This window comes from Nonomuraea sp. NPDC050153, assembly GCF_044460125.1.
Lineage (GTDB): Bacteria > Actinomycetota > Actinomycetes > Streptosporangiales > Streptosporangiaceae > Nonomuraea.
Map to the genome: position 1 here is coordinate 249,668 of NZ_JBITJQ010000004.1, position 20,846 is coordinate 270,513.

Annotated in this window: 17 protein-coding genes; 12 read left to right on the forward strand and 5 right to left on the reverse strand. The window is 69.4% G+C overall.

The genetic code is table 11. The annotated features are described in order from the left end of the window. Positions 1 to 2: 2 nt before the first annotated feature. Positions 3 to 626, reverse strand: a complete 624-nt coding sequence (locus ACIBQ1_RS13230) for an anticodon-binding protein (RefSeq protein ID WP_397277118.1) — start codon at positions 624 to 626, stop codon at positions 3 to 5. A gap of 24 nt (positions 627 to 650) precedes the next feature. Next, complete coding sequence (locus tag ACIBQ1_RS13235; protein WP_397277120.1) at positions 651 to 2,495, reverse strand: hypothetical protein; 1,845 nt, start codon at positions 2,493 to 2,495, stop codon at positions 651 to 653. Between the two features lie 72 nt (positions 2,496 to 2,567). Here ACIBQ1_RS13235 and ACIBQ1_RS13240 point away from each other — a divergent pair, with 72 nt between their 5' ends. Continuing rightward, a complete protein-coding gene (locus tag ACIBQ1_RS13240) occupies positions 2,568 to 4,202 on the forward strand; it encodes an asparagine synthetase B family protein (protein WP_397277122.1) in 1,635 nt (544 codons plus the stop codon). 263 nt (positions 4,203 to 4,465) lie between these two features. Next, positions 4,466 to 6,181 (forward strand): maltose alpha-D-glucosyltransferase, encoded by a 1,716-nt coding sequence (gene treS / locus ACIBQ1_RS13245; protein WP_397277124.1) that lies wholly within the window; start codon positions 4,466 to 4,468, stop codon positions 6,179 to 6,181. On the opposite strand, the gene ACIBQ1_RS13250 is transcribed toward treS, so the two are convergent. From ACIBQ1_RS13250 to ACIBQ1_RS13260, 3 genes are all read right to left on the reverse strand, one after another. Continuing rightward, positions 6,168 to 8,435 (reverse strand): FtsX-like permease family protein, encoded by a 2,268-nt coding sequence (locus tag ACIBQ1_RS13250; protein WP_397277126.1) that lies wholly within the window; start codon positions 8,433 to 8,435, stop codon positions 6,168 to 6,170. The genes treS and ACIBQ1_RS13250 overlap by 14 nt on opposite strands. A gap of 129 nt (positions 8,436 to 8,564) precedes the next feature. Continuing rightward, on the reverse strand, positions 8,565 to 9,293 hold the full coding sequence (locus ACIBQ1_RS13255) for an ABC transporter ATP-binding protein (protein ID WP_397277127.1): 729 nt from the start codon (positions 9,291 to 9,293) through the stop codon (positions 8,565 to 8,567). Next, positions 9,290 to 9,796, reverse strand: coding sequence for a PadR family transcriptional regulator (locus ACIBQ1_RS13260; RefSeq protein WP_350729978.1), 507 nt, complete (start codon positions 9,794 to 9,796; stop codon positions 9,290 to 9,292). Before ACIBQ1_RS13260 ends, ACIBQ1_RS13255 begins: the two co-directional genes overlap by 4 nt. A 130-nt stretch (positions 9,797 to 9,926) precedes the next feature. On the opposite strand from ACIBQ1_RS13260, the gene ACIBQ1_RS13265 reads away from it, so the two are divergent. From ACIBQ1_RS13265 to ACIBQ1_RS13310, 10 genes are all read left to right on the forward strand, one after another. Beyond that, positions 9,927 to 11,174, forward strand: coding sequence for an ABC transporter substrate-binding protein (locus tag ACIBQ1_RS13265; RefSeq protein ID WP_397277129.1), 1,248 nt, complete (start codon positions 9,927 to 9,929; stop codon positions 11,172 to 11,174). Between the two features lie 7 nt (positions 11,175 to 11,181). After that, positions 11,182 to 12,516 (forward strand): ABC transporter substrate-binding protein, encoded by a 1,335-nt coding sequence (locus ACIBQ1_RS13270; protein WP_397277131.1) that lies wholly within the window; start codon positions 11,182 to 11,184, stop codon positions 12,514 to 12,516. Between the two features lie 12 nt (positions 12,517 to 12,528). Beyond that, on the forward strand, positions 12,529 to 13,905 hold the full coding sequence (locus tag ACIBQ1_RS13275; protein WP_397277133.1) for an ABC transporter permease subunit: 1,377 nt from the start codon (positions 12,529 to 12,531) through the stop codon (positions 13,903 to 13,905). Positions 13,906 to 14,037: 132 nt separating this feature from the next. Next, positions 14,038 to 14,931, forward strand: a complete 894-nt coding sequence (locus ACIBQ1_RS13280; protein ID WP_397277135.1) for a carbohydrate ABC transporter permease — start codon at positions 14,038 to 14,040, stop codon at positions 14,929 to 14,931. Positions 14,932 to 15,028: 97 nt separating this feature from the next. Beyond that, positions 15,029 to 15,706 carry a uracil-DNA glycosylase gene (locus ACIBQ1_RS13285; RefSeq protein ID WP_397277137.1) on the forward strand — a complete coding sequence of 226 codons (678 nt, stop codon included), beginning with the start codon at positions 15,029 to 15,031 and terminating at the stop codon, positions 15,704 to 15,706. Between the two features lie 10 nt (positions 15,707 to 15,716). Next, a complete protein-coding gene (locus ACIBQ1_RS13290) occupies positions 15,717 to 16,046 on the forward strand; it encodes a hypothetical protein (RefSeq protein ID WP_397277138.1) in 330 nt (109 codons plus the stop codon). A 108-nt stretch (positions 16,047 to 16,154) separates the two neighbouring features. After that, positions 16,155 to 16,448, forward strand: coding sequence for an MTH1187 family thiamine-binding protein (locus ACIBQ1_RS13295; RefSeq protein WP_192790536.1), 294 nt, complete (start codon positions 16,155 to 16,157; stop codon positions 16,446 to 16,448). 63 nt (positions 16,449 to 16,511) lie between these two features. Next, complete coding sequence (locus ACIBQ1_RS13300) at positions 16,512 to 17,006, forward strand: SigE family RNA polymerase sigma factor (protein ID WP_397277139.1); 495 nt, start codon at positions 16,512 to 16,514, stop codon at positions 17,004 to 17,006. After that, positions 17,003 to 18,091 (forward strand): hypothetical protein, encoded by a 1,089-nt coding sequence (locus ACIBQ1_RS13305; RefSeq protein WP_397277141.1) that lies wholly within the window; start codon positions 17,003 to 17,005, stop codon positions 18,089 to 18,091. The genes ACIBQ1_RS13300 and ACIBQ1_RS13305 overlap by 4 nt, the downstream gene beginning before the upstream one ends. A gap of 515 nt (positions 18,092 to 18,606) precedes the next feature. Continuing rightward, a complete protein-coding gene (locus ACIBQ1_RS13310) occupies positions 18,607 to 20,202 on the forward strand; it encodes an FAD-dependent monooxygenase (protein ID WP_397277143.1) in 1,596 nt (531 codons plus the stop codon). Positions 20,203 to 20,846 lie beyond the last annotated feature (644 nt).

Below are 20,846 nucleotides of genomic sequence, written 5' to 3' on the forward strand. Positions count from 1 at the left end.
CTCTACAGCCGTTCCGGCCCAGGGAGCACACCCGTCACAGCCTCGGCCAGCCGCACCCGCGCCGTGTGCACCGGCCCCGGCGCCTCGTCGCCGACCGGGACGGCCGGCGCGTGCTCGTGCGCGTCGTGATAGGCCAGCGCCAGCCGCACCAGGTACGTCTCCCACCCCGGCTCCCTGCTGACCATCCGCCCGGGCAGCTCGGCCAGCACCCGCAGCACCCGCCGGTCGTACGGGCCGTCGAGCAGCTCCCCCCTGAACCCCTCGGACGGCACCCCCAGCTCCCGCGCCCACCTGAGCACCGCGCGGGCCCGCGCATGCGCGTACCGCACCACGAACCCGGGGTTCTCCCAGGTCCGCGGGAAGTCCGGCCACGAGGGCTCCGGGAGGTCGACCGGCCCGACGCCTTCCGCCAGCTCCCCCGGCTCGCTGACCACGATCCGCAGGAACCCGTCCGGCCGGACCTCCACCAGCGACACCCCGTCCAGCTCCCGCACCCGCCCGGCGAGCTCCTCGGCGGGGACCCTGCGGCGCAGCGCGGCCGCGGAGACGTAGCCGGCCTCGCCCTCCCACGTCCCCTCGGGCACCGGGGGCTCCCCCAGCACCTCGGCCAGCTCCACGGGCGTCATGGCCAAACCCTAGGGCGTCGCGCCTCAGATGAGCGCGTGCGGCTCGGCGGAGCCGTACTCGACCAGGTGGGCGGCCCCGAGCAGCCAGCGGTCCTCGTCGCGCACCCGCACGTAGCCGAACCGGTCGGCCGAGAACACCTTGATCCCGTCCGTCCGGCACTGCCGCATGAGCACCTCGTCCCACCCGTCCGTCAGGTCGGCGAAGCCGATCTCGCGCAGGGTGTTGCGGCGGGCCAGGAGGGTCGCCCCGGCGATCTCCGGGAGGTAGGCGTACTCGGCATCGGGCTGCTTGAGCAGCGTGGCCTGCGGCTTGCGGAGGTGGGCGTAGAAGGCCGCCTTGCCGACGATGTCGGCGGTGCTGAAGAGGAAGGCCCGCCGCAGGTCCGACAGGTAGTGCGGGCCGTACACGTCGCGCGGGTCCATGACCGCCACCAGGTCGGCCTCGCACAGGTCGATCCCGGCGTCGAGCATCGCGCCCTCGGTCATCGCCGGGTGCGGGCGGCGGTAGACGATCTCCACGTCCGGCAGCAGGTCGCGGGCGCGCAGCTCGGACTCCGGCGGCCCGATGACGATGAGCTGGTCGACCCCCGACTGCTTGGCGACCTGCGCCAGCGCGTGCTCCATCAGGAACGGGTCCATGATCGGCAGCATCACCGAGGTGTTGAGCGTGGCACGGGCGCCGGGCAGGCCGATCGCGTCGAGGAGCTCGTCGATCCGCTCGGTCATCGTGCCCATCTGGTACGCCCGCCGCAGCGCCACGTGCGCCCGCCGCGTGTCGGCCTCGGTGCCGATGGGCGTGCCGCAGGCGGCGAGCTCGGCCAGCCGCCACTGGGGCGTGCCCGGCGGGCAGTCCACCGCGGCCGCCCAGCGGTAGGAGGTCAGCACGTCGGGGTAGGTCAGGTGCCCGGGCAGGAGTTGGTCCAGCGTGAGGACCCGGTCGATGCGCCCGCCGGAGAGCGGCAGCGGGTTGTGCACCCGCGGCTGCACCCCGAACTGCAGCCGCGGCCAGGCCACCGTCAGGTCGGTCGTGAACCGGTGCTCGAACAGCTCGGCCGCCGCCGCGTACGCGGCCACGTCGCCCTGCGTGTGCCAGAAGACCGTGCGGATGCCGCGCTCGGCGCACCAGGCCAGCAGCGCCTTGAGCCCCTCGCCCGGCTCGCCGGTGATCTCCTCGACCCACGGCCCCTGCGCGACGGACTCGACCACCAGCAGGTGGGGCACCTCCAGCGGGAGCACCCTGGCGAAGTCGCGCGGCGTGAAGCCGGTCGTCTGCCGCCATTCGTAGCGCAGCAGCGCCTCGGCGTGCGGGTCGGCGATGACCGCGGCCGTCAGGTGCGGCCTGGTGTTGGGTCCCGTGGGCACCCGGAAGGGCTTGAGCTTGAAGGAGGCGCCCCCGAGCGTCCTGGTCGTGCTGGTGGCCTGGTACGCCGCCCCGGGGCGCTCGTCCTTGGCCTTGGCGACCGCGAGGGGCTTGCGCTTGGGCGCGATGGGCCGTTTGACGGGCTTGGCCGCACCCCTGAGCCCCCTGGCCAGCCGGACCGGGTTGCTCTTGCCGCTCTTGATCGCGTCGCCGAGCCGGTTCCAGCGGGCGACCTTGATCGAGGACAGCTTCCAGTTGGCCACCTCGGCCTGGAAACGCTGCTCGGCCAGATCCTTGCGCAGCCTGTCGGCGGCCGCCTGCTCGGCCGCGAGCCGCTCCTCGACCTCGCTCAGCCGCTCGGCCAGCGACCTGGCCTCCGCGGCGCTCTGCTCGGCGGCGACCAGCTTGGCCTCGGCGGCGCCCAGCAGCCTGGCCAGCTCGGCGGCGCGCTCCGCCTGCGCGACGGCATCCCGCAACGCCCGGCGAGTGCTTTCCAGCTCTGTAGACAAATGGCCCTCCGCTCCCTCAGCCCGGCAAAGGATACTCTTTTTGCCTGAAGCGTCTCGAAGGGATGAGATCCGGTGCAGTTCAACGTGCGGCCCTACGTCTGCGGCGCTCTAGGCCGGATCGACCCCGCCCTGCTGGGCAAGCTGACCGCGGCGGGCCCGCGGCTCCTGCCGGCGCTCCAGTCGGCCGACGCGGCGCTGTTCAGCTCCGCGCCGCTGCCGCCCTACCACCGCCAGGGGCACGCGTACGCGTTCTCGTGGGGCGAGCGCAAGCCGGTCGCGAAGGACGACTGGATGGCCGTCGCGGAGACGTACGAGGCTCCCGGGCTGATCGGCGACGGCGCGAGTGTCACGCTCCACACGGGCGCCCTGGGCCTCGTGGACGTCTACTACGTCCGCCTCGGCGACGCGGTCTACTTCTCGTCCCAGATCCAGCCGCTGCTCAGCCTGGCGCCGATCGAGATCGACTGGTCGGCGTGGGCGTCGATCCTCCAGGTGACGTTCCCGCTGGGCGAGGCGACCCCGTACGCGGACGTCAAGCGGCTGCCGGGCTCCAGCGCCCTGGTGTGGCGGCACGACAGGCTCGCGACCGAGCGCCGGCTGCCGCGCTGGCTGCGTTCGGAGCCGTACGAGTCGTGGATCAGCCCGCGCGAGATCGTCGAGCTGCTGGACGAGGTCTACCAGGACTACGACGGCCGCAAGCTGCTCGTGCCGGTCAGCGGCGGCTACGACTCGCGGCTGCTGGCCAGCGTGGCCAAAGCCCGCGGGATGGACGTCGAGTCGTGGACGACCAGCCCGGACGACGGCACCGACACCGACATCGCGTTCGCCAGGTCGATCACCAGGGAGCTGGGCATCCCCCATCGGGTGATCACCCAGAACGCCGCCGACTACCCGGACGACGCCGTCGAGGTGGCCCGCAGGCTCGAATACCTGACGCCGCACCACGCCTGGTACGCCCCCTTCGCCAAGGAGGTGCACCAGGCGGGCCGGATCCTGGTCGACGGCCTGGCCGGCGGGCCGCTGCTGAAGAACTTCATGGTCAGCAGCGCTGCGCTGGAGGCCACGACGCAGGCCGAGCGCTCGGCGGCCGTGCTGGGCTCGCTGTCGCTGGGGGCGCCCTCGCAGCCGTTCCTGTCCAAGGCCGCCGCCCAGTGGATGGAGGAGACCGTGCGCGAGCAGTTCCTGGCCGCCACCTCCATGTTCCACGGGCACCGGGCCGAGCTGCCGCTGTCGGTGCTGCACACCAGGACCGTGCGCGGCATCGCGCGCTCCGCGGTCAACCTGGTGGGGCCCGAGGCGTCGTTCGCGGCGCCGTTCATCGATCCGCGCTTCTTCGACGCCGCGCTGTCGGTCGGCGTGGCCCGCAAGGACAAGGGCCGCTTCTACCGCGAGGTGCTCCACGCGGCCCATCCACGGGTGGCCGCACTCCCCTCGACCAATGTGGTCAAACAGCCCCTCCAAAGGGTGCCGCTGCGGTCGACGGCCGCCCCCGCCCGAAATTATTCGCACCGCATGCTGGAGACTGTGGTGAGAAGGGTGCCGGGGCTGCTGTCGGACGAGCTGCACGAGGTGGTCTCAGGCGGTCCCGACGCCTTGACCAGGTTCAACGGGTGGAATGACCGCTTCTGGGTGCGCGGATTGGTGCTCTTCGGACTATGGTTGAACGACTTCGAGAACGACTTGTCGGACCTCGCGCCACCTTTTTAGTGAACTCTCGGTAACGGGGCGATTACGTACGGATCTCGCGGGTATTAACCCTGGCACAGCAGAAGCGGGTTCCGGAAAGCCACCGGGCTGATAGTGTTCGGCCCGTAAGCGCCGCACAAACGGGCACCAGATCACAAATCCGGTCTCGTTCTAGGGCAGTGGAGTTCGCAGGGATGACGACTCCACGCGGCGCGGTCACCAGATAGTAACGCCGGGGCAACCGGTGACTTCGTCCTGCCCACATCTCTTCCTGTGAGCGACATATGATCAACGCATCCCCATTGCCGGAGCCGATCTCCGAGGCGTTCGTCTCGGAGGATCCTGCCTGGTACAAGCGGGCGGTGTTCTACGAGATTCTCGTCCGGGGGTTCAAGGACTCCAACGGCGACGGCACCGGCGACCTGCGCGGTCTGACCGAGAAGCTCGGCTACCTCAAGTGGCTCGGCGTGGACTGCCTGTGGCTGCTGCCACTGTACGAGTCGCCGCTGCGCGACGGCGGGTATGACATCTCGGACTACATGAAGATCCTCCCCGACTTCGGGGACCTGGGGGACTTCGTGCAGCTGATCGAGAAGGCTCACGAAGGTGGCCTGCGGATCATCACCGACCTCGTGATGAACCACACCAGCGACCGCCACCCCTGGTTTCAGGCGTCCCGTCACGACCCCGAGGGTCCCTTCGGCGACTTCTACGTGTGGTCGGACCATCCTGGCGGCTATCCCGACGCCCCGATCATCTTCATCGGCGCCGAAGAGTCCAACTGGACCTACGACCCGGTGCGCAAGCAGTACTACTGGCACCGCTTCTTCCACCACCAGCCGGACCTCAACTATGACAACCCGGCGGTGCAGGAGGCCATGCTGGAGGTCCTGCGGTTCTGGCTGGACCTGGGCATCGACGGGTTCCGGCTGGACGCGGTGCCGTACCTGTTCGAGCGCGAGGGCACCGCGTGCTCGGGGCTGCCGGAGACGCACGCGTACCTGAAGAAGATCAGGGCAGAGGTGGACCGGCTCTACCCCGACCGGGTGCTGCTGGCCGAGGCCAACGGCTGGCCCGAGGACGTGGTGGAGTACTTCGGCGACCCCACCGTGGGCGGCGACGAGTGCCACATGGCCTTCCACTTCCCCCTCATGCCGCGCATCTACATGGCGGTCAAGAAGGAGACCCGCGAGCCGATCTCCGAGATCATGTCGCTCACGCCCAAGCTGCCCGAGAAGGCGCAGTGGGGCATCTTCCTCCGCAACCACGACGAGCTCACGCTCGAGACGGTGACCGAGGAAGAGCGCGACTACATGCACAGCGAGTACGCCAAGGACCCGCGCATGCGCGCCTACCTGGGCATCCGCCGGCGCCTGGCCCCGCTGCTCGACAACGACCGGGACCGGATCGAGCTGTTCACGGCCCTGCTGCTGAGCCTGCCCGGTTCGCCGGTCATGTACTACGGCGACGAGATCGGCATGGGTGACAACATCTGGCTGGAGGACCGCGACTCGGTCCGCACGCCGATGCAGTGGAGCCCCGACCGCAACGCCGGGTTCTCCTCCGCCGACCCCGGGCGCCTCTACCTGCCCGCGGTCATGGACCCGATCTACGGCTACCAGGCGGTCAACGTGGAGGCCCAGCAGCGCCACGAGGGCTCGCTGCTCCACTTCACCCGCAAGATGCTGGAGATCCGGCGCAGGCACCCGGTGTTCGGCGTGGGGGCGTACACGGAAATGTGGTCGTCCAACCCCTGCGTGCTCACCTACGTCCGCGAGCACCGCGACGACATCATGCTCTGCGTGAACAACCTGTCGAAGTTCCCGCAGCCGGTCGAGCTGGACCTGCGCAGGTTCGAGGGGATGGTCCCGGTCGAGGCGCGGGGCGGGGTGGAGTTCCCGCCGATCGGTGAGCTGCCGTACCTGCTCACGTTGCCGGGGCACGGCTTCTACTGGTTCGCGCTGAAGAAGAAGGAAGAAGCCGCGCTCAGCGCGAGGTGACCGGCACCTGGGCACGGGCCGCGCGGCGGGCGGGAATGAGCGCCACCGCGAGGGCCGTGCCCACGGTGGCCACGACGGCGACGGCCAGCGTCAGGGCGGAGGGCGCGCGCCCGATGCCCGCGCCGACGCCGCTCGTGTGGCCCTGCAGGTCGATCAGCCCGGTCACCACGGACATGCCCGCCGCGGCGCCCACGCCGACCCCGAGCACGACCAGCAGCCCGGTGCCCGTCACGAGCGTGGCCATGACCTGGCGCGGCGTCAGCCCCATGGCCTTGAGCACGGCCAGGTCGAACGCGTGGTCACGAAGCCCGAGCGCGCTGGCGGTGAGCAGGTTGGCCAGGCCGATCAGCATCAGCACGGCGATCAGCGCCACGATCACCACCCGGATGATCGCCAGCCGGTCCGCCGGGTTGACCGCGGCCTGCACGTCGAGGCTCTCGCCCGAATCGGCCATCAGCCGCCCGCGTACCTCGCCCGGGTCGGCGCCCCGTTCCAGCGCCAGCGCGTAGTACTCCGGCGGCACCGAGTCCTTGGCCGCCAGGCTGTCGAGCCCCACGGAGATCACCTCTCCGTCGAGGTCGGGCTCGACGGTCCTGCCGACGATCCTGACGATCAGCGGCGTGCCGCCCACGGTCAGCCGCACCCGGTCGCCGATCTTGATGCCCAGCAGGTCGAGCAGGCCCTGCCCGGCCACCGCCTCCCCCTGCCGGCCGTACATGCGCCCCTCGACCACGGGGAACGGGTACGGCTCCGTCGAGCTGCCGATGGCCCGCACGCGCACCGAGCGGGCCATGCCGGGCGCCAGGGCGTTCACGTCGGTGCCCGGATAGACCGTGGCCACGCCGTCGTCCAGCCGGGCGATGCGCTCGGCCTCGGCCGGCTCCAGCTTGCCCGGCCTGACGTACAGGGAGGCGTGCTGGCCGACCTGCTCGGGGTGGTCGGCGAAGTTGTCGAGAGTGGCCCAGACGCCCAGCCCGATCGTGATCATCATCATCGGCACGGCCAGCCCGAACGCCGTCAGGAACGCCGGCACGCGCCTGGTGAAGGCGTCTCTGGTGCCAAGGACGAGGGCGGGCGGGAGGCGTACGAGGAGAGCCAGCCGGGCCAGCCTGGACAGGCGGCCGCGCGGCGGCAGGGCGGGCGCGGCGGGGATCGGCGGTGTACGGCCGCCGCGCCACGCGGGCAGCCCCACGGCGGCCAGCACGACCAGGGCCGTGCCGCCGACGATGGCCAGCACGGGGATCGGCGCCACGGACGTCGCGCCGAGCATCGCCGCCATCACGCCCCAGCCCACCACGGCGCCGATCGCGACGCCGATCAGGCCCAGCGCGCCGTGCTCGACCAGGAGCAGCAGCGCGATCTGGCCCCTGGTGAAGCCCATCGACTTGAGCGTGGCCAGGTCGCGGAGCTGGGCCAGCACCCGGCCGCCGGCCGCGTTGGCCAGGGCGAGCGCGGCGGCCACCAGCCCGACCACCCCGAACAGCGCCAGCATCGTGCCCAGCAGCCGGTTGTCCAGCTCCATGGCCGCCCTGACCTCGCGCCAGGTGTAGACCCGCTGGAGCTTGTCCTCCAGCATGACGACCACGCGCTGCGAGACGACCTGCGTGGCGTCGGGGTCGGCCAGGCGCAGCCCGGTGACCCACTCGCTGCGGCCCAGCATGGGCTCGATGCGGTCGAGCATGACGGGCAGCACGTAGGCCAGGCCGGGCGTCCACTGGGGGTAGAAGCCCTGCTCGGCGGAGTCGGCGATGCCGCGTACGTACAGGGTGTGGCGCTTGCCGTCGAGCGCGATGATCGTGAAGGGCGCGCCGATCCTGAGCCGCAGCGAGGTCGCGAACGAGCGCTCGACGACCACGCCGTCGGGCTGGGAGGTGTCCAGCCACCGGCCCTCGGCGACCACCGGGTGCGCCACCTGCGGCGGCGTGGCCGGCATCGCGCGCAGCGCCGCGGGCTCCTTCTTGCCCTCCTGCGCCACGGTCACCGGCGCCGACCGGTACGGGCCCGCGATCTGCGTCACGCCGTCGATGCCGCCGAGGTCGGCCTGGGGACTGTCGTCGGTGTAGAGCCAGACGTGGGCGCCGTCGGTCTGGGCGAACAGGCTGCGCCACGGGTTCGTGCCGTCCTCCAGCAGGGTCGCCGCGGTGATCAGCGCGGCCACGATCCCGGCCACGGTCAGCGCCGTCAGCACCGCCTGGCCCTTCCGGGCCCGCAGGTCGGCCTTGATCCACCGGCTTCCCGCCAGAGTGGCAGTCACAGGCCCTCCTTCGCCGGACCTGTGAGTGCAGCGGTGCTGTGTCCGATCGTTCGCTCGCTCACCGGCCCTCCTTCGTCGGACCCGTGAGCGCAGTGCTGCTGTGTCCGATTGTTCGCTCGCTTCGCTCGCTCACCTGAGGTCGATCACTTCGCCGGCCGTGCGCGTGCGGCGGCGCGCGATGCGGCCGTCGTCCACGATCTCCCCGTCGAACAGCGACACCAGCCGGTCGGCCAGGCTCGCCACGCGCGCGTCGTGGGTGACCATCACGATCGTCTGGCCCTCCTTGTGGACGTCGCCGAGCAGGCGGAGCACGTCTCGGGTGTTGCGGCTGTCGAGGTTGCCGGTGGGCTCGTCGGCCAGCAGCACGCTGGGCTGGTTGGCCAGCGCCCTGGCCAGCGCGACCCGCTGCTGCTCGCCCCCGGAGAGCTGGGCGGGCGAGGCTTCTGCCCGGTCGGTGAGGTTGAGCGCGCCGAGCAGGCTCTCCCTGCGCTCGCGGGCCACCTTGGGCGAGGCCCCGGCCAGCAGCGCGGGCAGCTCGACGTTGTCGCCCACGGTCATGTTGGCGACGAGGTTGAAGAACTGGAAGACGAACCCGACCTTCTTGCGCCGCAGCAGCGCCCACGCGCTCTCCGAGAGCGTGTCGACGCGCTTGCCGTCGAGCCAGATCTCGCCGCTCGTCCTGGTGTCGAGCCCGCCCAGCATGTGGACGAGAGTGGACTTGCCGGAGCCGGACGGACCCATGATCGCGACGAACTCACCCGGCTCGACCTGCAGGTCCACGCCGCGTACGGCAGGCACGGGCACCGCGCCATCCTGGTAGATTTTGACCAGATTGACCGTTTTTACAACCGTGCTCATGCCAGATCCTCCTGGCAACGCTCCAGCCAGTCAAGGTCTGCCTGCAGGTGGAGCATGGCGCCCTCGATGAGGAGTATCGCCACCCGGTCCGTCGGCGCGGTGCGGGCCAGGAGGTCGTTGAGATCGCCCATGAGCGACAGGTAGTGGCGACGCTGGCGGCTGATCAGCGCCATCCGGTCGGCGATGCCGGTGAGCGGGGCCAGCACCAGCTTCATGAAGAACTCGTCACGCACCCTCGGGCCCTCGGTGGGCTCGTCCACCCAGAGAGTGAGCACGTCACGGCCCTTGGCGGTGAGGTAGTAGACCTTCTTGTTGGGCCGGTTGGACTGCTCCACGTCCACCGCCCGGACCAGACCGTCCTTCTCCAGCCGGCCGAGCGTGACGTAGATCTGGCCGATGTTGGGCGACGGATAGGCGCTGCCGAACGTCTGCTCCAGCGCCTGTTTGAGCTCGTAGCCATGGGCCGGCTCTTTAGCCAGGAGCGCCAGCAGATGAAGCCGCACCGCCCCACCTCCCCGCCGTGTTACGAACGCGTTACGCAGTTAGCCGTTGACCTACAGATTACAGGTGTGCATAACATGAATGCATCTACCTAACACGTATGTAATTGACTCTGAACGTGGAGGAAACGGAGTGCGCTCGCTCACGCTTTGCCTGGTCGTCCTCCTGACGGCGACCGGATGCGCGTCCGCGAGCAACGAGGGCGGCGGCGAAACGGGCACGGGCGGCACAGGCCCCATCACCTTCGCCACCGGTCGCGACACCACGGCGTACCTGCAACCCCTGCTGGACCGCTGGAACCAGGCCCACCCGGCCGAGAAGGTGACGCTGCTGGAGCTGCCCGAGGCCGCCGACGAGCAGCGCGCTCAGATGGTGGCCAACCTCCAGGCCAAGAGCAACCGGTACGACGTGCTGGGGCTCGACGTGGTGTGGACCGCCGAATTCGCGGAGAACGGCTGGATCATCCCCCTGGAGCGCGGGTTGTTCCCGCTCGACAGGTTCCTGCCGCCGGTCGTGGAGACGGCGATCTACAAGGACAGGCTCTGGGCAGTCCCGTACACGAGCAACGCAGGGTTGCTCTACTACCGGACCGACCTGGTCAGGAAGCCGCCGCGGACGTGGGCCGAGCTACGCGACCAATCCCGACAAATCACGAAAAAGCACAATATTGGAGGCTATGCCGGGCAGTTCCTGGCATATGAAGGGCTCACCGTCAACTTCTCGGAGGCACTGCAGTCCGCCGGCGGGCAGATCGTCAGCAAGGACGGCACTGAGGTGACCCTCGATCCGGCCAAGGCGCGCATCGCCATCGACTTCCTGCTTCAGGGCCTGCGCGAGGGCTGGATCCCCAAGGAGTCGCTGAGCTACAAGGAGGAGGAGACGCGCCTGGCCTTCCAGGAGGGCCGGCTGGCCTTCGCCCGCAACTGGCCGCACGGCTACGGCCCCGCCAAGGCCAAGCTGGGCGACAAGCTGGGGGTGACCCGGCTGCCGGGGCCCAACGGCCCCGGGTCCAGCACGCTGGGCGGCGCCAACCTGGCCATCAGCGCGTACTCCAAGCATCAGCGCACGGCGCAGGAGTTCATCCGCTACTTCACGAGCCTGGAGAACGAGCGCCGCGTCCTGACCGAGGGCTCCTTCCCACCCGTGTGGACCGAGCTCTACGACGATCCCGTCCTGATCAAGCGCTTCCCCTACCTGCCCGTGCTCAAGGAGAGCATCCTCGCCGCGAAGGCACGGCCGGTGAGCGCCAACTACAACCAGCTGAGCCTGGTGATCGCCAGTACGGTCGCCAAGGCGCTCGGCAACCCCTCCATCGAGTCCGCGGACGACGCCGCGGTCTCGATGAAGTCAGAACTAGAAGAGATCATCAGAACTCAGTGAGGCAGCCATGCGAAACGCCAGAACAGCAGCAATCCTGGCCGGGCTCGCGGTAGCCGTCGCCGCCTGCGGCAACGCCCCTACCACCACCTCTCCCTCCGCCGACGCGTCGGGCTCGGCGTCGGCCCCCGCCGCCGGCGCCAAAACGCTGCAGGGCGTGAAGCTCGAGGTCGCCGCCAAGTGGACCGGCGACGAGCAGAAGAACTTCGAGCAGGTCCTCAAGGCCTTCACCGAGAAGACCGGCGCGGAGGTCACGTACGCCTCCACCGGTGAGGACACCGGCGCCTACCTCGGCCCGCGCATCCAGGGCAAGAACCCGCCGGACGTCGCGATCCTGCCGCAGCCGGGCCTGGTGCAGCAGTACGCCGACCAGAACTCGCTCATCCCGCTGACCGACGACGTCGTCAAGGAGGTGGACACCAACTACACCCCGTACTGGAAGGAGCTCGGCTCCGCCAGCGGCAAGGTGTACGGTGTGCTCATCAAGGCGGCGCACAAGTCGCTGGTCTGGTACCGGGCGCAGGCGTACGACGACGCGGGCGTGCAGCCGGCCACCACCTGGGACGAGCTGGTCAAGAACGCGCAGACCATCGCCGACTCCGGCACCGCGCCGTTCTCGTTCTGCGGCGCCTCCGGCTGGACGCTGACCGACCTCTTCGAGAACGTCTACCTGTCCACCGCCGGGCCGGAGAACTACGACAAGCTCTCCAAGCACGAGATCCCGTGGACGGACCCGACCGTGACGACCGCGCTGGAGAAGATCGCGCAGATCACGGGCAAGAAGGAGTTCGTGGTCGACGGCAACGCCGGCGCCCTGCAGACCGACTTCCCCGGCTGCGTGACCAAGGTCTACGGCGACAAGAAGGCCGCCATGGTGATCGAGGCCGACTTCGTGGCCGTCTCCGCGGCGCAGTCGAAGGCCAAGGTGGGCGAGGAGGCCAAGTATTTCCCGTTCCCCAAGGCCGGTGACACGGCTCCCGTCGTCCTGGGCGGCGACGTCGCGGTCGCGATGAAGGACTCCCCCGGCGCGATGGCGCTGCTGCAGTTCCTGGCCTCCAAGGAGGGCGGCGAGATCTGGGCCAAGCTGCCCGGCTACCTGTCGCCCAACAAGAACGTCTCCCCCGACAACTACCCCGACGAGCTGACCAAGCAGCTCGGCCAGACGATCGTCTCGGCCGGCGACGCCGTCCGCTACGACATGTCCGACCTGGCACCGAGCGCGTTCGGCGGCACCGACGGCAAGGGTGAGTGGAAGGCACTGCAGGACTTCCTGCGCAACCCGAGCGACATCAAGGGCACTCAGACCACACTGGAAGCCGAGGCCAAGAAGGCCTGGAAGAAGTAAAGAGGTAAGGCCGTGACCGAACGGTTGGACGGCCCGCAGGTCTCGTCCGCGGACACCGCGGACGAGCCCTCCACCGGACCGGCTGAAACCCCCCGTACGCAAAGACGCCTCGGCCCCACGCCGGCGGTCGCCATCGCCTTCCTCCTCCCGGCGGCGCTGCTGCTGGGGATCTGGGTGATCTACCCGATCGTCTACTCCATCTTCCGGAGCCTGTTCGACTCGGCGGGCACCGGATTCGTGGGACTGGGCAACTACGGCACGATCTTCACCGACTCGAGCATGCTCACCACGATCCGCAACAACCTCATCTGGGTCGTCGTCGCGCCGATCGTGGTGACCACGCTGGGCCTGATCTTCGCGGTGCTGACCGAGCGGATCAGGTGGTCGACGGCGTTCAAGCTGATCGTGTTCATGCCCATGGCGGTCTCGCTGATGGCGGCGGGCGTGATCTTCCGCCTCGTCTACGAGCAGGACCCCGCCAAGGGCCTGGCCAACGCCGTGCTCACCACCGTGCACGACACGTTCTCCTCCTCGCAGGGCTACCCGGAGGCACGCCCGCGCGAGGGCGACCAGTCACCGGTCGCCGCCGACGGCGGCGCGATCGTCACCAAGCAGCCCGCCCAGGCGGGCCGGCCGGTGCTGATCCCGATCGTGGGCGTCAAGCCGAACATCCTGCCGAGCAACGCCCAGACCGCCAAGGCCCCCGCGGCCGGCGACGGCGTCTCGGGGACCGTGTGGTTCGACTTCACGCCAGGAGGCGGCGGCAAGAACGGCGAGATGGACGCCTCGGAGAAGGGCCTGCCGGGCATGACGGTCGAGGCGGTGCAGAACGGCACGGTCGCCGCGACCGCCACGACCGCCGACGACGGCTCGTTCCGCTTCCAGGGCCTGGCCGCGGGCTCCTACGTCGTACGACTACCGCAGTCGAACTTCCAGGCTGCCTACGGCGGCCTGAGCTGGCTCGGCCCGACACTCATCACCCCGGCGATCATCGGCGCGTTCGTCTGGGTGTGGGCCGGTTTCGCCATGGTGCTGATCGCGGCGGGGCTCGCGGCGATCCCGCGTGACGCGCTGGAGGCGGCCCGCATCGACGGCGCCACGGAGTGGCAGGTGTTCCGCAAGATCACCGTGCCGCTGCTGTCGCCGGTGCTGCTCGTCGTCTTCGTGACGATGATCATCAATACGTTGAAGGTGTTCGACCTGGTCTTCATCATCGCACCGGCCTCGGTCCAGCCCCAGGCGAACGTGGTCGCGCTGGAGATGTGGCGCGTGTCGTTCGGCGGCGGGAACAACCAGGGGCTGGGCAGCGCGCTGGCCGTCTTCCTGCTCATTCTGGTCCTCCCCTTCATGATCATGAACATCCGCCGGTTCAGGAGGGACGAATCATGATCGAACGAAGTGAGGGCATCAATAAGCACGGGACCTTGGTCATGAGACCGACGGAGGAGGGATCATGATCGAACGAAGTGAGGGCATCAATAAGCACGGGAGCTTGGTCATGAGACCGACGAAGGAGGGATCATGAGCACGGCTACCGCGCCCTCGGGGCTGGAGACGGGGGCGCCGCGCAGGAGCACGGTGAGCAAGATCGTGGACCGGCTCGGCGGCGGCGCCGTCCAGGTGGTCATGATCGTGCTGGGCCTGTTCTGGCTGGTCCCGACGCTGGGCCTGCTCGTCGTCTCGATGCGTACGACGGACATCAACAACTCCGAGGGCTGGTGGACGATCTTCACCAAGCCTGCCGAGCTGACCCTCGCGAACTACCGGGACCTGCTGGCCGGCGGCTTCACCGCGTCCTTCTGGAACACCGTGCTGATCACGGTGCCGACCACGGTCCTGGTGATCGGCATCGCGGCCATGGCCGCCTACGCGTTCGCGTGGATGGAGTTCCCCGGGCGTGACCTGGCGTTCCTCGTCGTGGTCGGGCTGCTGATCGTGCCCATCCAGATCGCGCTGATCCCCGTCGCGTCCTTCTACGGAGGCATCGGGATCTTCGGCTCGATCCCGGGCGTGGTGCTGTTCCACACCGCGTTCGGCCTGCCGTTCGCGATCTTCCTGCTCCGCAACTTCTTCGTCGGCATTCCGTCCTCGCTGCTGGAGGCGGCGCGGATGGACGGCGCGCCCGAGTGGAAGATCTTCGTGTCGGTGGTGTTCCCGCTGGGCAAGCCCGCCATCGCCTCGCTGGGCATCTTCCAGTTCCTGTGGGTGTGGAACGACATGCTCATCGCGCTGGTCTTCGCCAACACCGACAACCAGCCGATGACCAAGGCCCTGCAGTCTCAGATGCGACAGTTCGGATCGAACGTGGACATCCTCTCGTCCGGCGCGTTCCTGTCGCTGATCATCCCGCTGGTTCTGTTCTTCGCGTTCCAGCGGTACTTCGTCCAGGGCATGATGGCCGGCTCCGTCAAGTGATCAAGGGTGCCCGCGCGGGCACCCTTGATCATTCTGGTACGGCTTGAACCGGCGTTTGGGCATCAAGCCGTACCAGACCTAGATAAGCTCAACGGCCATGACCGGTCGTCCACTGAACGAAGTCGTCGAAGCCGGATGGGCCCGAGCGCTCGAGCCCGTCTCCGAGCAGATCTCCCTGATGGGCGAGTTCCTGCGCAAGGAAATCGCCGAAGGCAGGCAGTACCTGCCCGCGGGCACGCACGTGCTGCGTGCTTTCAACCAGCCCTTCGACGACGTCAAGGTGCTGATCGTGGGTCAGGACCCCTACCCCACGCCCGGTCACCCGGTCGGGCTGTCGTTCTCGGTGGCGCCCGACGTGCGGCCGCTGCCCGGCAGCCTGCTCAACATCTACAAGGAGATGGAGACCGACCTCGGCCTCCCCCGCCCCGCCAACGGCGACCTGACCCCGTGGGCCGAGCAGGGTGTCCTGCTGCTCAACAGGGTCCTCACCGTGATGCCCGGCAAGCCCGCCTCCCACCGGGGCAAGGGCTGGGAGCAGGTCACCGAGCAGGCCATCCACGCCCTCGTGGCGCGCAACAAGCCGATGGTCGCCATCCTCTGGGGCCGCGACGCCCGCAACCTGGCCCCGATGCTCGGCGACGTGCCCCGCATCGAGTCCGCCCACCCCTCCCCCCTCTCCGCGCGCAGCGGCTTCTTCGGCTCGCGCCCGTTCAGCCGGGCCAATGAGCTGCTGGAACAGCAAGGCGCGGCACCCGTCGAGTGGAAGCTGCCCTAGAGTCGTCGCCATGAGTGATGAACCGAAGTTCCTGCGCCTCACGGTCGAGCTGACCGTCGAGGTGCTCGACGTGGACGCGTTGCAGGCGGCGGCACTGGCCGAGATCAGGCACCCGGACGCCGACCTCACCGCCGAGGAGCGCACCGAGCAGGCCGAGCTGGTCAGCTCCGACGAGACGGGCGCCTCGGCGCTGCAGTGGCTCATCGAGCCGGACCACGTGCTGCAGCTCGTCGACCACATCAACGAGATCGAGCCGCGCGAGGCCGTCCTCGGGGTGGAGCCCTCCGAGGGCCCCAGCGAGGACGAGGACGAAGAGGAGCACGACCACGACCACGTGTGACGCGTGGTTGAAGCACGGCGGTTGGCCACGACGTTCGCGTCGTGGCTTTTCGCTTTCCGGCGGCTCGCTAAGATCGAAACCCTCCGGCAGGCCGCAAGGGGGCACGCAGTGATCGTCGCATTCTCCATCACCCCGCTGGGCGTCGGCGAAGGAGTCGCCGAGCCCGTCGCCCGCGCCGTCAAGGTGGTCCGCGACAGCGGCCTGCCCAACCGGACGGACGCCATGTTCACCACGATCGAGGGCGAGTGGGACGAGGTCATGGACGTGGTCAAGCGCGCCGTGGACGCGGTGGCGGAGGTCGCGCCCCGGGTCAGCCTGGTGCTCAAGGCCGACCTCCGGCAGGGGGTCACCGACGGGATGACCAGCAAGCTCGAGTCCCTGGAACGCCACCTCTCCGAGTAGCCGATACCGCAGGGCCTGCGGAATTTTCCAACCTTGGGCTCATCGGCGGAGTTGTTTCCATGTATGGACCGTTATGAGGGGTTCCACGAGTTCGTACGGACGCGCCAGCAATCGCTGATGCGGACGGCGTACCTGCTCACCGGGAACGCCCACCTCGCCGAGGACCTGTTGCAGACGGTCCTCACCCGCGTCGCCTCCCACTGGGTCAAGCTCGCCAAAGACGGCAACCCCGAGGCGTACGCGCGCAAAGCCCTGGTGAACCAGACCATCTCCTGGCGCAAGCGGAAGCGGATCGAGCTTCCCGAGGCCGAGTTGCCGGAGCTCGCGGCGTCCGGGCAGCCGCACGACGAGACGACCGCGCGCCGGCTCGCCCTGGTCCACGCGCTGACGCGGCTCACGCCGAAGCAGCGGGCGGTGATCGTGCTGCGCTTCTACGAGGACCGCACCGAGCACGAGACCGCGCAACTCATGGGCGTCTCGATCGGCACCGTCAAGAGCCAGACGCATTACGCGCTGTCGAAACTGCGCGCGCTCATCCCTCAGGAGGTGTACCGGTGAACCCGCTGCGCGAAGACCTGCACGCACTGGCCGAACAGGCGCCCGCCGTCGATCTGGCGGCCCGGGCCGTGCGGGGCGCCCGCCGTCGGCGCACGACCCGCCTGGCCGCCGCCGTCGCCGCGGCCACCTGCCTGATCGCGGGCGGCGGCGCCGTACTGCTCCAGCAGGTACTCCCCAAGCCCCCGGTCGTGCTCACACCGCCGGAGACGACGGCCCCGCCGCTGCCCGCGGAAGGGGTCGGACCGGTCGAGCAGGCGTACCGGCAGGATTGCCGCACCGCCACGTGCACGAAGCCGCCCTGGCGCATCGTGACCCGCGAGGGCGACACCTACGAGCTGGCCTCGGCCGGGGAGACCGGCCCGCTGGAGGTCACCGCGGACGGCCGCCGGCTCGCGTACTACGACTCGAAGCAGCGCACGATCGTGGTGCGCGACCTGGCGAGCGGCAGGACCTGGAAGTCCCCGCTGAAGCAGCCCGCGCAAGACTTCTCGGTCGAGTACGCCCTGCGGCTGTCACCCAGCGGGCTGCGGTTCATCGTGTCGGGCTGGGGCGGGCGGCGAGAGCCCAACAAGCTGGTGGACGTGGAGCGGGGCACGGTGTCCGACCTGCCGCGGGGATGGTGGCCCGTGAGCGTGTCCGACGGATCCGGCCCCGTCGTGCTCGCCAAGCCGTACGACAAGACCAGCCAGGTGTGGGTGCTCGGCCACGACCCGATCACCATCCCGGACTTCACGTACGAGTACAGCGCCCTCGCCCCCGACGGCCGAACCCTCGCCCGACTGGGCCAGACCGTCAAGGCGAATCGCCGTCCGATGGTGCAGCTGGACGGGTCGATCGTCCTGTTCGACGCGGTGGGGGGCGGCCGGGAGACGCGCATCCCGCTCTCCGGAATCCCGGCCGAGCTCCGGCCCTCGCGGCTCGGCAGCTGGCTGAACGCCACGGAGGTAACCGTAGTGGCCACCCCCGAGTCACCACGCGGACCAGCGTCGATCGTCTATGCGGTGGACGTACGAACCGGCAAGAGCCGGGAACTGTTCGCCCTACGCCAGTACGGCACGTACCTGGTCCCGGGCCTGGTCCACTGACAACGAGCCACGTGCCCGCACCCCCAAACGCGGGCACACCCACTCCCACCCCCACGCCCATCCCCGTCCCCATCACCACCTTCCATCCCCATCACCACCTTCCATCCCCACCGCCATATCCATCTCCACCGCCATATCCATCCCCATCACCACCCTCATCGCCACCGCCGCCTCCATCCCACCGCCGCCTCACCCCGCCACGCCCTCCCCCGCCACGCCACCCCGCCACGCCCCCAAGCCTCACGCCGCTTCTACTCCGCCCTCAGCTGCCCCATCACCGCTGGTCCCGGCCCTCAACCGAGTTGCCCCGTCAGCCACCTGACCCCACCCTCGCCCCTCCGCTCCCCAAACTCTCAGCCTCACTCGCCCCTCCCCGTCAACCTCACCTCTCCCCCCCTCAACCTCACTTCCACCCTCGCCCCTAACGCGATATGTCTTGACTGCCTCTCCAGACACGACATATCGTGTGCCTCGACCGCAAACGCGATACTACGCATTCCTGGAGGTGGACAAGCATGGAACAAGAGCGGGTGCCCGTCCTCGTGGTGGGCGGTGGGTACGCAGGGCTGAGCACGGCAACGCTCCTGGCCTGGCGCGACGTACCCGTCATGCTGGTGGAGAAGCATCCGAGCACCTCGATCCAGCCCAAGGCGTTCGGCGTCGGACCGCGAGCCATCGAGCTGCTGCGCCCCGTACCTGGCATCGAGCAGGAGCTCCGCGAGACCTGGGCAGGCATCGGGGATGACATGCGCATCGCGATCGCCAAGAGCCTGGCCGACCCGAATCCCCAGATGATCTTAAACAACGAGCGCGAGGCGATGTCCTTCCTGACCGACATCACCCCGGCCGTGCAGGCGGGGGCGCCTCAGGCCATGGTCGAGCGGCTGCTGCGGTCCACGGCCGAGGAGCTGGGCGCCGACCTGCGCTTCTCCACCGAGCTGGTCTCACTGGAGCAGGACGAGGACGGCGTGACCGCGCTGATCCGTGACGCCGACGGCGACCGACTCGTGCGCGCCGACTACGTGGTGGCCGCCGACGGCTACCGGAGCCCGCTCCGCCGCCTCCTGAACGTCCCCACCTCAGGCAAGGGCGAGCTGGGCCGGATGTGCTCGATCATGTTCGACGCCGACCTGAGCGGGATGGTGCGCGAACGCGAGGTCACCCTCTGGTACCTGCAGAACGACACCTTCACCGGCGTGATCGTGACCGGCACCGGCGTGGGGGCGCACGTGCTCGGCGTGAACTTCTCCGACGGCCAGACCGATGCCGACTTCACCGAAGAACACTGCATGGACCTCGTACGCATCGCGGCCGACCAGCCCGATCTGGACGTTCGGTTGCTGGACAAGACATCGTTCGCCCTGGCGCACGTGGTGGCCGACACGTACCGCGCGGGCCGGGTGTTCTTCGCCGGGGACGCGGCTCACACCATGCCGCCCACCGGCGGGCAGGGAGGCAGCACCGCGCTCCAGGACGGGTGCGATCTCGCCTGGCGTCTCTGGCTCGTCGTCACAGGCCAGGCCGGCCCCGACTTCCTGGACACGTACGACGCCGAACGCCGCCCGATCGGCACGCTGACGGCCGACGCCCAACTCGCCAACCTCGGCGTACGCATGCCTCCAGCGGCCCGCATCGGCTACCCGGAGCCCCTCGAGGATTTCATGAGCGTCATCATCGGATACCGCTACCACTCCACCGCCATCCTGGACGAACCCGACGACGACGGCTCCATCCTGGAGGACCCGCGCGTACCGAACGGCCGTCCCGGCAGCCGCGCCCCACACGTGGTGCTCGATTGGGAAGGCCAGCGCATCTCGACCATCGACCTCTTCGGCTCCGGCTTCGTACTGCTGGCCGACAGGCAGGGTGGCCAGGCCTGGATGGACGCCGGACGCCTGGTCAAGGAACGCCTCGGCATTCAGCTCACGCGGTTGGTCGTGGACGAGGAACTGAAGGATGTGGAGGGGCACTTCCGGGAGCGGTACGGCGTCAGCGGGGGCGGCGCCGTACTGGTCCGCCCGGACGGCTACGTGGCTTGGCGCTCCCCCGGCCCCACCCCAAACCCAGCAACCACCCTCGAACAGATCATGACCCAACTCCTAAACCGCTAAAAGGGCCGCCACCCATCTCAGAACAGACCCCAACCCCCTCCCCAACCGCCGACCCCCACCGCACCGCCCCACCCACAACCCACCAAAACCGCGCCCACCCACAGCCCAGCCGCAACCCACCAAAGCCGCCGCCTTCCGGAGGGGCCAGTCACCTCAAACTGCGCCCAGCCCCACCTCCACCTCGAAACCGGATCCCCGACCCGCCCCACCCCTCAGAACCAAGCCCCTCCCCGTCCCCTCCACCGGGACCCAGCCCCATCTCCACCCCAAACCCAGATCCCCAGCTCGCCCCACCACTCAGAAACCGAGCCCCCTGACCCGCCCCCATCCTGCGCCGAACCCCCGGCCCGCCCTCACCGCCGGAACCGGAACTTTGGCGTTAGGCCTCACCCCCGGAACCGGAACTTTGGCATTGGGCCTCGCCTCCGAAACCGGACCCTGGCGTTGTGCCTCGCCTCCGAAACCGGACCCTGGCGTTGTGCCTCGCCTCCGAAACCGGACCCTTGGCCCAACCACCCCTGGCCCGACCAGCCCTGGCCCGACCAGCCCTGGCCCGACCACCTTTGACCCGACCAGAGGCCTGACCGCCCAATCGGAGTTGGGGCGCCGGTCCAACCGATCTCGGACGGGACAGCCCGAGCAAC